Source organism: Rhodoferax sp. EU05-FHT12H12 (assembly GCF_058791215.1).
Map to the genome: position 1 here is coordinate 777,840 of NZ_JBYTDI010000001.1, position 14,965 is coordinate 792,804.

10 protein-coding genes and 1 tRNA gene are annotated in these 14,965 nt (G+C 61.6%); 4 read left to right on the top strand and 7 right to left on the bottom strand.

All coding sequences use genetic code 11. The annotated features are described in order from the left end of the window. Positions 1 to 71: 71 nt before the first annotated feature. From lon to AC3WS7_RS03640, 7 genes are all read right to left on the bottom strand, one after another. Positions 72 to 2,513, bottom strand: coding sequence for an endopeptidase La (gene lon / locus AC3WS7_RS03610; protein WP_296469679.1), 2,442 nt, complete (start codon positions 2,511 to 2,513; stop codon positions 72 to 74). Positions 2,514 to 2,656: 143 nt separating this feature from the next. Then, positions 2,657 to 3,922: an ATP-dependent Clp protease ATP-binding subunit ClpX gene (gene clpX, locus AC3WS7_RS03615; protein WP_296469681.1), complete on the bottom strand. Its 1,266-nt coding sequence runs from the start codon at positions 3,920 to 3,922 to the stop codon at positions 2,657 to 2,659. Positions 3,923 to 4,022: 100 nt separating this feature from the next. Further along, the gene (gene clpP, locus AC3WS7_RS03620; protein WP_296469683.1) at positions 4,023 to 4,652 is read right to left on the bottom strand and encodes an ATP-dependent Clp endopeptidase proteolytic subunit ClpP; all 630 of its coding nucleotides are present in this window, start codon (positions 4,650 to 4,652) and stop codon (positions 4,023 to 4,025) included. 139 nt (positions 4,653 to 4,791) lie between these two features. Beyond that, positions 4,792 to 6,102 carry a trigger factor gene (tig, locus tag AC3WS7_RS03625; RefSeq protein WP_492655390.1) on the bottom strand — a complete coding sequence of 437 codons (1,311 nt, stop codon included), beginning with the start codon at positions 6,100 to 6,102 and terminating at the stop codon, positions 4,792 to 4,794. A 70-nt stretch (positions 6,103 to 6,172) separates the two neighbouring features. Continuing rightward, positions 6,173 to 6,259, bottom strand: a tRNA-Leu gene (locus tag AC3WS7_RS03630). Positions 6,260 to 6,372: 113 nt separating this feature from the next. Next, positions 6,373 to 9,528, bottom strand: a complete 3,156-nt coding sequence (locus tag AC3WS7_RS03635) for an efflux RND transporter permease subunit (protein ID WP_492655391.1) — start codon at positions 9,526 to 9,528, stop codon at positions 6,373 to 6,375. Between the two features lie 7 nt (positions 9,529 to 9,535). Next, complete coding sequence (locus AC3WS7_RS03640) at positions 9,536 to 10,708, bottom strand: efflux RND transporter periplasmic adaptor subunit (protein WP_492655392.1); 1,173 nt, start codon at positions 10,706 to 10,708, stop codon at positions 9,536 to 9,538. Positions 10,709 to 10,855: 147 nt separating this feature from the next. Between AC3WS7_RS03640 and hpnC the strand changes: the two genes are divergently transcribed. The 4 genes from hpnC (at position 10,856) to hpnE (ending at position 14,935) form a co-directional block, all read left to right on the top strand. After that, entirely contained in the window at positions 10,856 to 11,722 is an 867-nt protein-coding gene (gene hpnC / locus AC3WS7_RS03645; RefSeq protein ID WP_492655393.1) for a squalene synthase HpnC, read from the top strand. Positions 11,723 to 11,741: 19 nt separating this feature from the next. Beyond that, positions 11,742 to 12,659 carry a hypothetical protein gene (locus tag AC3WS7_RS03650; protein WP_492655394.1) on the top strand — a complete coding sequence of 306 codons (918 nt, stop codon included), beginning with the start codon at positions 11,742 to 11,744 and terminating at the stop codon, positions 12,657 to 12,659. A 28-nt stretch (positions 12,660 to 12,687) separates the two neighbouring features. Then, entirely contained in the window at positions 12,688 to 13,527 is an 840-nt protein-coding gene (hpnD, locus tag AC3WS7_RS03655) for a presqualene diphosphate synthase HpnD (RefSeq protein ID WP_492655395.1), read from the top strand. A 103-nt stretch (positions 13,528 to 13,630) separates the two neighbouring features. Further along, a complete protein-coding gene (hpnE, locus tag AC3WS7_RS03660; RefSeq protein WP_492655396.1) occupies positions 13,631 to 14,935 on the top strand; it encodes a hydroxysqualene dehydroxylase HpnE in 1,305 nt (434 codons plus the stop codon). Positions 14,936 to 14,965 lie beyond the last annotated feature (30 nt).

The following is a 14,965-nucleotide window of genomic DNA, read 5'->3' on the forward strand; positions in this document are numbered from 1 at the left end:
CGCGTTTCAAGCCTCAAATTATAGCCTACTTTCTTAGCCTAAGTCCACTACGACTCAAAAAATGTCAGCACTTAGTGTTTGACGGAATCATCCAATTGCACGGCAGGCGCAATGGCAGCCACAGCCGTCGCGGGCAGCACCTCTTCGTCCGTCAGGGGAATGGGATGGCTTTCCAGCGCCAGCTCCAACACCTGGTCTATCCAACGCACCGGCACAATCTCGAGACCGTTCTTCACGTTCTCAGGAATGTCCTGCAGGTCCTTGGCGTTCTGCTCAGGAATCAACACTGTCTTGATGCCACCACGTAGCGCGGCCAGCAGCTTTTCCTTGAGTCCGCCGATTTCGGTGATCTCGCCCCGCAAGGTGATTTCGCCGGTCATCGCCACGTCCCCACGCACAGGAATTCCGGTCAAAGCCGACACAAACGCAGTCGCCATCGCAGCACCTGCGCTGGGCCCATCTTTGGGAGTTGCACCATCGGGCACGTGGATGTGGATGTCCTTCTTCTCGAACACTTCATCCTTGATGCCCAAACGACGTGAACGGCTACGCACCACGGTACGGGCAGCCTCAACCGACTCTTTCATCACATCGCCCAGCGAACCAGTACGCGTGATCACACCTTTGCCGGGCGTCAAAGCGGCTTCAATGGTCAGCAAATCACCACCGACTTCCGTCCAGGCAAGACCAACCACTTGGCCGACCTGGTTCTGCTCTTCAGCACGGCCGTAGGTGTACTTGCGCACGCCTAGGAAATCGTTCAAGTTGTCCACCGTCACCAGCACCTGAGGCGTCAGCTTTTTGAGCAACAAGCCCTTGACCACCTTACGGCAAATCTTGGAGAGTTCACGCTCCAGCGAACGCACACCGGCTTCCCGCGTGTAATAGCGCACGATATCGCGTACCGCGTCTTCCGACACTGCCAGCTCCGCCGTCTTCACACCATTGTTCTTCATCTGCTTGGGCAGCAGGTAAGTGATGGCGATATTGGTCTTCTCGTCTTCGGTATATCCCGACAGACGGATCACTTCCATGCGGTCCAACAGGGCCGGAGGAATGTTCATCGAATTGGATGTCGCCACAAACATCACATCGCTGAGGTCGTAATCGACCTCGACATAGTGGTCGCCAAACTTGTTGTTCTGCTCGGGGTCCAGCACCTCCAGCAGCGCGCTGCTGGGGTCACCTCGAAAGTCCGTGCCCAGTTTGTCGATTTCATCCAGCAGGAAAAGCGGATTGCGGGTACCAACCTTGGACAGGCTTTGCAACACTTTGCCAGGCATGGCACCGATGTAGGTACGGCGGTGGCCACGGATCTCGGCCTCGTCCCGCATGCCACCCAGGGCCATGCGCACGTACTTGCGGCCGGTGGCTTTGGCAATGGATTGACCCAGAGACGTCTTACCCACGCCAGGAGGGCCTACCAGGCACAGGATGGGCGCCTTGACCTTGTCCACGCGTTGTTGCACTGCAAGGTATTCCAGGATGCGGTCCTTGACTTTGTCCAGGCCGTAGTGGTCTTCGTTCAGCACATTCTCGGCATTCACCAGGTTGTGCTTGATCTTGGTTTTGGTGGTCCAGGGCAGACCCGTCAGCACCTCGATGTAGTTGCGCACCACGGTGGCCTCGGCCGACATGGGCGACATCAACTTCAGCTTCTTCAGTTCAGCCTCGGCCTTCTTCAAGGCCTCCTTGGGCATCTTGGCTGCCTTGATCTTCTTCTCGATCTCCTCGATGTCAGCGCCATCCTCGCCCTCGCCCAACTCCTTCTGGATAGCCTTGACTTGCTCATTCAAATAGAAATCGCGCTGGTTCTTCTCCATCTGGCGCTTCACGCGACCACGAATTTTCTTGTCCACATTCAGGATGTCGACTTCGCGCTCGATTTGCTCGAACAAGTTTTCCAGACGGTCTTTGACCAGCGGCAGGCTCAGCACGGTCTGCTTGCTGTCCAACTTCAGGGGCAAATGCGCGGCAATCGTATCGGCCAGACGGCCGGCATCGTCAATGCTGGAGATGGAGGTCAGGATCTCGGGCGGAATCTTCTTGTTCAGCTTGACGTACTGGTCAAACTGCTGCATCACCGCACGGCGCAGAGCCTCCACTTCGCTGGCGGCCTTGCGGGCGTCATCCGTGTTTTCGTCAGCGGCTTCGATGGGGGTGACGTTGGCGGAGAAGTGCTGCTCACCCTCAACAATTTCGTTCACGGTGGCGCGCTGATGGCCTTCCACCAACACCTTCACCGTACCATCCGGCAGCTTCAGCATTTGCAGGATGGTGGACACGCAGCCCACATCGAACATGTCCGACACGACAGGATCATCTTTGGCCGCAGCCTTCTGGGCGACAAGCATGATGCGACGATCGGCTTCCATCGCGGCTTCCAGCGCCTTGATGCTCTTGGGGCGCCCCACAAACAGCGGGATCACCATGTGGGGAAAAACAACCACGTCACGCAGCGGCAACAGTGGCAAATCAATGGGGGTAGCAGGCAGGGGTGTGTGGCCAGACATGGGGAACCTTTTCGTTACCTGTTGAATATGGACCGAGTTGCCTGAAATTCAAGCGCACTGCCATTATGGTTGGCAGCATGGCCTGCGATTTCAGGTGTACTCACCCAAAAGCCCTGTTAATTGGACCCTTGGGCGGAAATGCATTACGCCTTCTTGGCCGACTCGCGGTACACCAGCAAGGGAGGCTGGTTCTCTTCGATGGTGGACTCATCCACCACCACTTTTTCCACGTTGCCCGCATTGGGCAACTCGTACATGGTGTCAATCAGGGACTGTTCCAAAATGGAGCGCAACCCACGTGCGCCGGTCTTGCGTGCCAAAGCACGCTTGGCAATCGCCTTGAGGCCAGCGGGGCGGATTTCCAGCTCAGCGCCTTCCATGGCCAAAAGCTTGGCGTATTGCTTGACCAAGGCATTCTTGGGTTCGGTCAAGATTTGCACCAACGCATCTTCGGTCAGCTCGGCCAGAGTCGCGACCACGGGCATGCGACCGACCAATTCGGGAATCAAACCGAACTTGATCAAATCCTCTGGCTCCACTTCCTTGAAGACCTCGGTCAAGGCGCGCTGCTGCTTGCTCTTGACGGCGGCTCCAAAGCCGATACCCGAAGACTCGGTGCGACGCTCAATGACCTTCTCCAGGCCCGCAAAGGCGCCACCGCAGATAAACAGGATGTTCGTGGTGTCGATCTGCACAAAGTCCTGGTTGGGATGCTTGCGCCCCCCCTGGGGCGGCACGCTGGCCATGGTGCCTTCAATGAGCTTTAGCAAAGCCTGCTGCACGCCTTCGCCCGACACATCACGCGTGATGGAGGGGTTGTCCGACTTGCGCGAAATTTTGTCAATTTCGTCGATGTAAACAATGCCGCGCTGGGCCCGCTCCACATCGTAGTTGCAGCTTTGCAGCAACTTGAGAACGATGTTCTCCACATCTTCGCCCACATAACCCGCTTCGGTTAGCGTGGTGGCATCTGCCATCACAAACGGCACATCGAGCATGCGCGCCAGCGTTTGGGCCAGCAGGGTCTTGCCAGAGCCGGTGGGACCAATCAGCAAGATATTGCTCTTGGCCAGCTCGACGTCGTCCTTCTTGGCTTTTTCCTTGTGCTTGAGACGCTTGTAATGGTTGTACACCGCAACCGCCAGTGTGCGCTTGGCGGGCTCCTGGCCGATCACGTAATTGTCCAGATTGGCCTTGATGTCGGCAGGGGTGGGCAGATCGCTGCGCGCATCCTTGCCTTCGGTGGTGGCGGGGAGCTCGTCGCGAATGATCTCGTTACAGAGTTCAATGCACTCATCGCACACAAACACCGACGGGCCGGCGATCAGCTTTTTCACCTCATGCTGGCTCTTGCCGCAAAAAGAGCAGTACAAGGTTTTTTCGCCGGTTGCGCCTTTTTTCTCGGCCATGTGAAGTCTGCCTTTTTCGCTAAGTTAAGCAATGATAACCAAATAAAAACGGTGCCTTTCGAGCAGAAAGACACCGTCGGAGGGGGCTAAAGCCGCACTATCAGGGGCGCTTGGTGATCACTTGGTCCACCAAGCCGTATTCTTTGGCTTCATCGGCAGACAGGTAGTAATCGCGCTCAGTATCACGCTCGATCTTTTCCAGCGGCTGACCCGTACGCTCAGCCAAGATCTTGTTGAGCTGCTCGCGGGTCTTGAGGATTTCGCGAGCGTGGATCTCGATCTCCGTGGCCTGGCCTTGCGTGCCACCCAAAGGCTGGTGAATCATGACCTTGGAGTTGGGCAGCGAGAAACGCTTGCCCTTGGCTCCAGCAGCCAGCAGGAACGCGCCCATGCTGGCGGCCATGCCGGTGCACAAGGTGGAGACATCAGGCTTGATGAAGTTCATGGTGTCGAAAATCGCCATGCCGGCGCTGACCGAGCCACCAGGAGAGTTGATGTAGAACGAGATGTCCTTGTCAGGATTTTCGCTTTCCAGGAACAGCAACTGCGCGACCACCAGGTTGGCGGTCTGGTCATTGACCGGACCGACCAGGAAAATCACGCGCTCTTTGAGCAGGCGTGAATAAATGTCGTAGGAGCGCTCGCCGCGGCCTGACTGCTCGATGACCATGGGAACCATGCCCAAAGCCTGCGTTTCCATTGCGCCGGACATTCCATATTTCACGTTCATAAGCTCTCCAAATTGAATGGTGTAACTGTACCGAAAAAACCGAACCCGCCATGCAAATGGGGCTTGACCGCCGGACTGCAAGTCCTGCGCAAGCCCCATTTTCAATTTAGCGCGCCAGGCACGCCAATCGCATGGCCGATCAGTTTTGCGCCATCAGTTCGTCAAAGGACACCGCCTTGGCAGTGACTTTGGCCTTGGCCAACACGAAATCGGTCACGTTGTTCTCAATCACGATCGCTTCCACTTCAGCCATACGGCGGTTGTCACCAAAGTACCAACGCACCACATCAGCAGGCTTTTCGTAGCTCGCAGCTAACTCGTCCACGTGGGCCTTGATCTGCTCAGGCTTGGCAGCTAGGTCATTGGCACGCACCAGCTCAGCCACTACCAGGCCCAGGCGCACGCGGCGCTCAGCTTGGGGGCGGAAGATGTCGTCAGGAATCGGTGCCTTGTCAGCATCTTTAATGCCGCGTTGCTTCAGATCCGCACGGGCGTTTTCGATCATGCGATCCAGTTCTGCCTGCACGCTCGACTTGGGCAAGTCCAGCTCAGCTTTGGACACCAAGGCGTCCATGGCCGCTTGCTTGTTGCGGGCCAGCAAACGGAACTTGACTTCGCGCTCCAGGTTCTTGCGGATGTCTGCACGCAGCGCTTCCACAGTGCCTTCGGCAATACCGAGGGACTTGGCCAGCTCACCGTCCACGGCGGGCAAATTGGCAGCTTCCAGCTTCTTCAGGGTAACCATGAAATCAGCAGTCTTGCCGGCCACATCCTTGCCATGGTAATCAGCGGGGAAAGCCAAGGGGAAAGTCTTGCTTTCGCCAGTCTTCATGCCACGTGTTGCGTCTTCAAATTCTTTCAGCATCTGGCCGTCGCCCAGGATGAACTGGAAGTCGTCGGCCTTGCCACCGGCAAAGGGTTCACCGTCGATCTTGCCTTCGAAGTCCACAGTGACACGGTCAGTGTCTTGCGCAGCAGTGCCTTGGGCGCGCTGGGCAAAGGTACGGCGCTGCTTGCGCAGAATCTCGATGGTCTTGTCGATGGCTTCGTCGGTCACGTCAGCAGCCAGCTTTTCGACTTCGGCGGTAGCCAGGTCACCGATCTTGACTTCGGGGAACACTTCGAAAATGGCATCGAATGCCATTTGGCCTTCAGCAGCGGTTTCGCTCTCGGTGATTTTGGGCTGACCCGCCACGCGCAGCTTGGCTTCGTTGGCGGCAGTGGCGAAAGCCTCGCCCACTTTGTCGTTCATCACTTCGTAGTGCACGGAGTAACCGTAGCGCTGTGTCACCACATTCATGGGCACTTTGCCGGGACGGAAGCCGTCCATCTTCACGGTACGGGCCAGCTTGCGCAGACGGCTGTCCACTTCAGTCTGGATCACGCCCACAGGCAGTGTCAACGTGATCTTGCGCTCCAGCTTTTCCAGAGTTTCTACAGTAACGGCCATGGCTAACTCCTAATTGTGGTTTTGGCAGGACTTTCACCTGCGGCACCGGTCAAAGGTGCCTGTTAAAGGTTGGTGCGCGGGGGGGGACTCGAACCCCCACACTGTTGCCAGCGTCAGGACCTAAACCTGGTGCGTCTACCAATTTCGCCACCCGCGCAAAAAACAGAAATGGGAGGCCTGATGCACTTGCGGGACATACCCACAAGGCCTGGACCACCCATTTGAAATCGGTCAGCCCGCTATTTTAACCTGCGGAAAGACCGACTCTCCTCAAGTCGCTGCGGAAGGCTCCTTCTTGACCCGAAACCATGCGGCGTACATGGCGGGCAAGGCCAGCAGCGTCAGCACGGTCGCCACGATCAGCCCACCCATGATGGCCACGGCCATGGGCCCCCAGAACACCGAGCGCGACAGCGGAATCATGGCCAACACCGCAGCGGCAGCCGTCAGCACGATGGGGCGCAGACGCCGCACGGCGGACTCCACAATCGCATCCCAGGCCGGGATGCCATTGGCGCGGTCCTGTTCGATCTGGTCGATCAGGATCACCGAATTGCGCTGGATCATGCCCATCAGGGCGATCACACCCAGCAGCGCCACAAAACCAAATGGACGGCCTAGCAGGATCAGCGCCCCCGCCACACCGGCAATGCCCAGCGGCCCGGTGATGAACACCAGCAGCGCGCGGCTGAAGCTTTGTAGCTGCAGCATCAGCAGCGTAAAGGTCAGGAACAGCATGACGGGAACTCCCGCCACGATGGACGCGGAGCCCTTGGAGCTTTCCTCCACGGCCCCCGCCACCTCGATGCGGTAACCCTGCATGTCCGCCTTCTGCCACTTGGCCTCCAGCACCTTGAGCTGGGGCATCAGCTCAGCGGTCACGGTGGCGCCCTGCAGGCCTTCCACAATGTCGCCCTGCACCGTGATGGCGTAGTCGCGGTTCTCGCGCCACATCACACCGGGCTCCCAGGTGAACACCGGTTTGGCGATCTGCGTGAGCGGAATGGACTTGCCACTGGCCGTGGGCAGGTAGGCGTTGGCAATGTCGGTAATGGCGTTGCGCTCGTCCAGCGGCTGGCGCAGCACAATGTCGATCAGCTTGTCACCTTCGCGGTACTGGCCCACGGTGGTGCCAGCCAACACGGTTTTGGACGCTTGGGCGATGGACTGGCTGGTCACGCCCAGTGCGCGGGCCTTGGCCTGGTCCACTTCCAGACGCAGCACCTTGACCGACTCGTTCCAGTTGTCGTTCACACCGCGCATATTGGGGCTGGTGCGCACCACGGCCTTCACCTCATCAGCGCGCTCGCGCAGCGCAATCGGGTCGGGGCCGACGACGCGGAACTGCACGGGGTACGGCACAGGCGGGCCGTTGGGCAGCAGCTTGACGCGGCCACGCACCTCGGGGAACTCGCTCGCCAGCAGCGCAGGCAGCTTCACGCGCAGGGTTTCACGCACCTTCAGGTCTTTGGGGATGACGATGAACTGCGACACGTTGGACTGGGGGAACACCTGGTCCAGCGGCAAATAGAAACGCGGCACGCCAGAGCCGATCCAGGTGCTCACGGTGTTGACGCCCTCTTCCTGCATCAGGCGCTGCTCCACACGCTGGGTGACTTCCTGGTTGGCCGCGAAGGACGTGCCCTCGGGGAACCAGATATCCACCAGCACCTCGGGGCGGCTGGAGTCCGGGAAGAACTGCTGCTGCACCTTGCCCATGCCGACGATGCCCAAGGCGAACACCAAAATGGTGGCACCAATGGTCATCCAGCGGTGCTGCACACACCAGTTCACCGTTTTGCGGAAGATGTTGTAGAACGGCGTGTCAAAGTGCTCGGCGTGGACCGACTCCTCGCCCGCATGGTGCTTGTGCTCCTTGAGCAGCAGCGTGCCCAGGTAAGGCACAAAGTACACCGACACAAACCAGCTCAGGATCAGCGCCAGCACCGTCACCGCAAAAATGGCAAAGGTGTATTCACCGGTGGTGGACTTGGCCAGGCCGATGGGCAAAAAGCCCACCGCGGTAATCAAGGTGCCCGTCAGCATGGGCATGGCGGTAACTTCGTAGGCGAAGGTGGCGGCGCGCACCTTGTCGTAGCCCTCCTCCATCTTGCGCACCATCATTTCCACCGCAATGATGGCGTCGTCCACCAGCAAGCCCAGCGCAATGATGAGCGAGCCCAGCGAAATCTTGTGCAGGCCAATACCCCAGTAATACATACCGAGGAATGTCACCGCCAGCACCAGCGGGATGGTGATACCCACCACCAGGCCGGGGCGGATGTCCAGAATCCAGCGCTTCCACAGAGGGTTCTTGCCGGGGCGCTTGTGCAGGCCCAGCGCAATAAAACTCACCGCCAGCACAATCACCACGGCCTCGATCAGCACCTTCACAAACTCGCTCACCGAAGAGGTGACCGACTTGGGCTGGTCCTGCAGCTGCACCAGCTTGATACCGGCCGGCAAATCCTTCTCGATGCCCTTGAACACCGATTCCAGCGAATGGCCCAGCGCAATGATGTCGCCGCCCTTGGTCATGGAAACGCCCAGCGCAATCACTTCCTTGCCCTGGTGGTGCACCTTCACCGCCGGCGGGTCCACATACCCTTTGGCGATGGTCGCAATGTCCTTGAGCTGCAACTGGTTGCCCGAGGCGCCGCGGATTGGCATCGCCTGCAGCTCTTCCACCCGGTTGAACTGGCCGCCCACGCGCACCTGCACCACGTCCAGCGGGGTTTGCACTGCACCGGCGGATTCCACTGCGTTTTGCTGGCCCAGTTGCGCCAGCACCTGGTTCAGGTCCAGCCCCAACTGGGCCAGGCGTTTTTGCGAAATTTCGATGTACAGCTTCTCGTCCTGCGCACCAAACAACTCCACCTTGGCCACATCGGGCACGCGCAGCAGGCGCTGGCGCACGTCGTCGGCAAAGGTCTTGAGCTCGGCGTAGTTGAAGCCATCGGCCTCCAGCGCGTAGATCACGCCATACACATCGCCAAAGTCATCGTTAAAAAACGGGCCGACCACGCCACCGGGCAAGGTGCCGCGGATATCACCCACCTTTTTGCGCACGCTGTACCAGACGTTGGGCACATCCGACGGTTTGCTGGAGTCCTTGATCTGGAAAATGATCTGCGACTCGCCGGGCTTGGAATAGCTGCGAATCTTGTCGGCATACGGCACCTCTTGCAGGGTGCGCTCGATCTTGTCGGTGACCTGCTCAGCCACCTGCTGCGCCGTGGCGCCGGGCCAGTAGGTGCGCACCACCATGGCGCGGAAGGTGAACGGCGGGTCTTCGTCCTGCCCCAGCTGGAAGTAGGACGCCACGCCCAGCAAGAGCAGCACGATCATCAGGTAGCGCGTGAGCGCCGCGTGGTCCAGGGCCCACTTGGACAGGTTAAAGCCTGGTTTCGGTTCGTCGAGGTTCATGCCAGCCTCACTTCGCAGCCGTGTCGCTGGTGGCCTTGGCCACCGCAGGCGCTACGATTTCAGGAGCTGCTTGCGCAGAACCCACGGGGGCTAGAGGCATTTTTTCCTTGTAAATGGAGACCTTTTGGCCGGGCGACAGCACATGCACACCCGCAATCACCACCTGCATGCCGGGCTGCAAACCATCGGCCACCACGGCCTCGTTGCCATCGGCCGTGGCCACGGTGATGGGTTGCAGCTTCACGGTCATGCTGGCACTGTCCAGCACCCACACGGCGGTGGACTTGCCGCTCTGCACCAGCGCGCTGGTGGGCAGCTTGATGACTTGCACGCCGCTGCGGTCAAACGCCTGCGGCACCACCGACACCGTGGTACCCAGCGCCAGGGAATCCTTGGCATCCAGCGCCACCTTCACCACAAAGGTGCGCGTCACCGGGTCGGCACTGGCCGCCACTTCGCGCACCACGCCTTTTACGGTGGTCTTGCTGGCCCACACCTTCACATCCACAGCAGAGCCCGCCTTGATCATGACCACCTTGTCTTCGGGCACCGAGAACACCACGTCGCGCGGACCATCCTGGGCAATCTGCACCACCGGCGTGCCGGCGCTCACCACCTGGCCGGGTTCGGCGTTGATGGCGGTCACCACGCCCGCCATGTCGGCCACCAGGGTGGTGTAAGACGCCTGGTTGCCCTGGCTGTTGAGTTGGGCCTGCGCCTGGTCCAGCTGGGCCTGGGCGGCTTTGAGGGTAGCTTCGCGGCGCTCCAGTTCGGCACCGCTGATGAAGTTCTGGTCGCGCAGCTCCTTGAAGCGCTTGAAGTCAGCAGCAGCCAGGTCGCGGTTGGTGGCAGCAGCGGCTACCTGGGCGCGGGCAGCTTCAGTGGCCAGTTTGTAGTCCTGCGGGTCCAACTGGGCCAGCACCTGACCGGCTTTCACCATTTGCCCGAGTTCCACGGGGCGGCGCACCAGTTTGCCCGCCACGCGAAAGCCCAGGCGCGACTCAATGCGGGGCCGCACCTCGCCTGAAAACTCGGAGCCGGACTGGATGCTGGACGCGCCCACCGTGCTGACCTTGACCGCGCGCACCGGCTCCTCGGAGGGGGCGGGCTTGGAGCAGGCGGTGGCAAGCAGCGCGGCAGCGAGCACAGCGCCTGCGGTGTAAAAAGTTCTGGTGGACATGGTGGTGGGGAGGCAATAAAGAAAAACAAACGGTGCCAGACACGTCGCCCAGCACCACTAATGACCGAATGGTTAGTAATTTAGGGTACGCACTGTTTTTTGTCAAGGCGCGGCCCAGCAAATAGGCCGAAAGGCACAATGGCGCCCATGCCAAGCCCCCTGCCCGCTGCGCCCACCGCAGCCGCCCCCATCACGCATTACGAAAACTTCCCCGTTGCCTCCTGGCTGTGCCCGGCCCACCTGCGCGCACCGATTGCCGCCATCTACCACTTTGCCCGCACCGCGGACGATATCGCCGACGAAGGCGACGCCGCCCCGGCCCAGCGCCTGGCCAGCCTGCAGGCCTACCGCCAGGCCCTGCAGCAGGCGGCCGACGGTGGCACGGCATTTGCCGGCTGGCCCCAGGTCTTTGGCCCCCTGCAGGCTTCAATCGCCACGCACCGGTTGCCGGTGCAGCTGCTGCACGACCTGCTGGACGCCTTCGTGCAAGACATCGAGAAAACCCGCGACGGCGCGGGCTACGCCGACGACGCCGAACTGTGGGACTACTGCCGCCGCTCCGCCAACCCCGTGGGCCGGCTGCTGCTGCACCTGTATGGCGTGCACAGCGCGCAGGCGTTGGCCGAGAGTGACGCGATCTGCACCGCGCTGCAGCTCATCAACTTCTGGCAAGACCTGAGTGTGGACATCCCGCGCGGCCGCTACTACCTGAGCCACGCCGCCCGCACCCGGTTTGGGGTCCCCCAATCCGACATCCTGGCCCAGCGCCAGACCGAGAACGCTACCAAATTAATAGCTGCTTGCGCAGATGCGGCAAGGGCTAGCATGCTAAAAGGCTCGCAACTGGTACACCGCCTGCCAGGCCGTGCGGGCTGGGAGCTGCGCCTGGTGGTGCAAGGCGGGCTGCGCATTCTGGACAAGATCGCCGCGCTGCACTACACCACCCTCTCGCAGCGCCCGGTGCTGCGGGCTTGGGACTTTCCCCTACTGCTGTGGCGCGCTGCGCGCATGTAAGCGTGCTCCAATCGGCGCCATGCCTTTGCCTGCGCCAGACGCGATACAAAAAGAGCCCCGTTGGAACCGCCGCAGCCTGCTCCGCCTTGCCGGAGCTGGCGTGGCGCTGGGCGTCCTGCCCACGGGCCGCGCCCAAGGCAGTGCCGTGATCTACCCCAACCTCAATGGCAACGGTGCGGACAACCTGGGCTACCGCATGCTGGAACTGGCGTTGGCCAAGTCCGGCAAGCCCTACAGCCTGAGCCTGCACCCCATGGCGGTGAACGACGAGCGTGCCCGCGCCCTGCTGCGCCGGGGCGAGGTCAGCGTGTGCGACTTTGGCTCGGGCGCTGAATTTGAAAAAACCTTCAGCGCCGTCTACTTCCCCATCGACCGCGGCCTGCTGGGCTACCGCATCAGCCTGATCCACCATAGCCTGGAGGCGGAATTCGCCAGAGTCCGCAACCTCACACACCTGCAACGCTTCCGTGCCGGCCAGGGCATTGGCTGGTCCAACAACGCCATCATGCAGGCCGCCGGCATCGCGGTCGTCACCGGGCCCACGTTGGAGTCGCTGTTCTCCATGCTGGAGGCCAGGCGTTTTGACTTTTTGCCCCTGGGCCTGAATGAGGTGTACGGCTACTCGGAGCAGTACGGCGACTTTGCCCCGTCCATGGTGGTGGAGCCACACACCTTGCTGGTCTACAAGTTTGCCCGCCTGTTCTATGTGCGGCCGGACCAGACCGAGCTGCACGCCAGCATTCTGCTGGGCCTCAAGCGCGCCTTTGCCGACGGCTCCTTCCAGAAGCTACTCAACGCCGATCCCTCGGTGCGCCGCGCCCTGCTGCGTGCCAAGCTCTCTCAGCGCGACACCATCACCCTGGACACCCCACTGCTGACCGAGGCCTTCCAGGCCATTCCGGACGAGTACTTCTTCAAGCCCGCTGAATTCAAATAAGCGGCCGCGGGATGTAACAATCCCCGCCATGACCCCAGAGCAATACGTCCAGGACAAAGCCGCCGCCAGCGGCAGCAGCTTCTACTACGCCTTCCTGTTTCTGCCCGCACCGCGGCGCGCCGCCATCACCGCGTTTTATGCGTTTTGCCGCGAGGTGGATGACGTGGTGGACGAGATGGTGGACGCCGGCGTGGCTGCGACCAAACTGGCCTGGTGGCAAACCGAGGTCGGCAAGGCCTTTGCCGGCCAACCCAGCCACCCGGTGATGAAGGCGCTGATGCCGCACACCACGGTCTACAGCATCGAGGCGCGCCACCTGCTGGGCGTGATCGAGGGCTGCCAGATGGACCTGGAGCAAACCCGCTACCTGGACTACCCCGGCCTGCAGCGCTACTGCCACCTGGTGGCCGGCGTGGTGGGCGAGGTGGCGGCGCGCATCTTCGGCCAGACCGACCCGCACACCACCGCCTACGCCCACAAGCTGGGCCAAGCCCTGCAGCTCACCAACATCATCCGCGACGTGGGCGAAGACGCCATGCGCGGGCGCATCTACCTGCCCGTCAACGAGCTGCAGCAGTTTGATGTGAAGGCGCACGAGATCCTGAAACGCACGTATTCGGACCGCTTCACCGCGCTCATGAAATTTCAGGCCGCCCGCGCACAGGGCCTGTATGACGAAGCCCTGGCCTTGCTCCCCGCCGCCGACCGCCGCACGCAAAAGCCCGGCCTGATGATGGCCAGCATTTACCGCGCCCTGCTACGCGAGATCGAGGCCGACAACTTCCAGGTGCTGCACCAGCGCATCGCACTCACGCCGCTGCGCAAGCTCTGGCTGGCGTGGAAGGTGCAAGCCCTCGGCCGTCTATGAACATGGCCCCCACGGTCGCCCACTGCGTGTGGCTCCCTGCCCCCCAAGGGGGCTGCGTTTGGCCTTGGGGCGGCCCGGCGGCCAAACCTGCTTCGGCTGGCCTATGCACGTAGCCATCGTCGGCGCCGGCTGGGCCGGCATGGCGGCGGCAGTGACCGCCACACAAGCCGGCCACCACGCTACCGTTTTCGAAGCAGCCCGCGCAGTCGGGGGGCGGGCTAGAGCCTTAAATGGCACTTTGCCAGACGGCACCCCCGTGGTGCTGGACAACGGCCAGCACATCCTGATTGGCGCCTACAGCGAAACCCTGAAGCTCATGCGCACCGTGGGTGTGGACCCGCAGCAAACACTGCTGCGCCTGCCGCTCACGCTGCTGTTCCCCGACGGCGACGGCTTGGCCCTGCCCGACTGGCCCAGCCCGCTGGATGCGCTGGCCGGCATTGCGCGCGCCAAGGGCTGGACCTGGGCTGACAAAGGGAGCCTGCTGCGCGCCGCCACCGGCTGGCAACTGGGCGGCTTTGCCTGCGCGCCGCAGACCAGTGTGGCCGACCTGTGCCGCACGCTCACGCCCACCGTGCTGGCCACCATGATCGACCCGCTGTGCGTGTCCGCCCTCAACACGCCGGCCGCACGCGCCAGCGGCCAGGTATTCCTCACCGTGCTGCGCGACTCTTTGTTTGGCGGGCGCGGCAGCTCCAACCTGCTTTTGCCGCGCGCCGACCTGGCGACGCTGTTCCCGCAGGCAGCAGCCAACTGGCTGCAGGCGCAGGGCGGCGTGGTGCAGCTGGGCACGCGCGTGGAGCAGATCAGCCCCCAAGCCACAGGCAACGGTTGGCGGGTGAACGGCCAGCCCTTTGATGCCGTACTGTGGGCGACTTCATCATCCAATGCGGCCTTAACCCTTATGGAATCTGCGCAAGCAGCTCCTAAAACCATAGCAAGCGCGATGCAGGCCTGGGCCGCTACGGCGCAGGCCCTGCAGTTTGAAGCCATTGCCACCGTCTACGCCCACGCGCCCAACGCGCGCCTGAGCCAGCCCATGCTGGCGCTGCGCAGTGACAGCGCCTACCCGGCCCAGTTTGTATTCGACCGCGGCCAGCTCGGTGGCCCGCTGGGCTTGCTGGCCTTTGTGGTCAGCGCCAGCGAGGGCGACCGCGACACCCTGCAAACCCAAGTGCTGGCCCAAGCGCAGGCGCAGCTGGGTCTGGCGCTCACGCCGCTGCAAACCGTGGTGGAAAAACGCGCCACCTTCGCCTGCACGCCGGGGCTGGTGCGCCCCCGCCAGGCCATCGCGCCCGGCCTGTGGGCCTGTGGCGACTATGTGGACGGCCCCTACCCCGCCACGCTGGAGGGCGCGGTGCGCAGTGGCGTGGCCATCGCAGACATTTACAAAACCAACTATCCTTAAATACGCATTAATGCTACATTTATGAAAAGT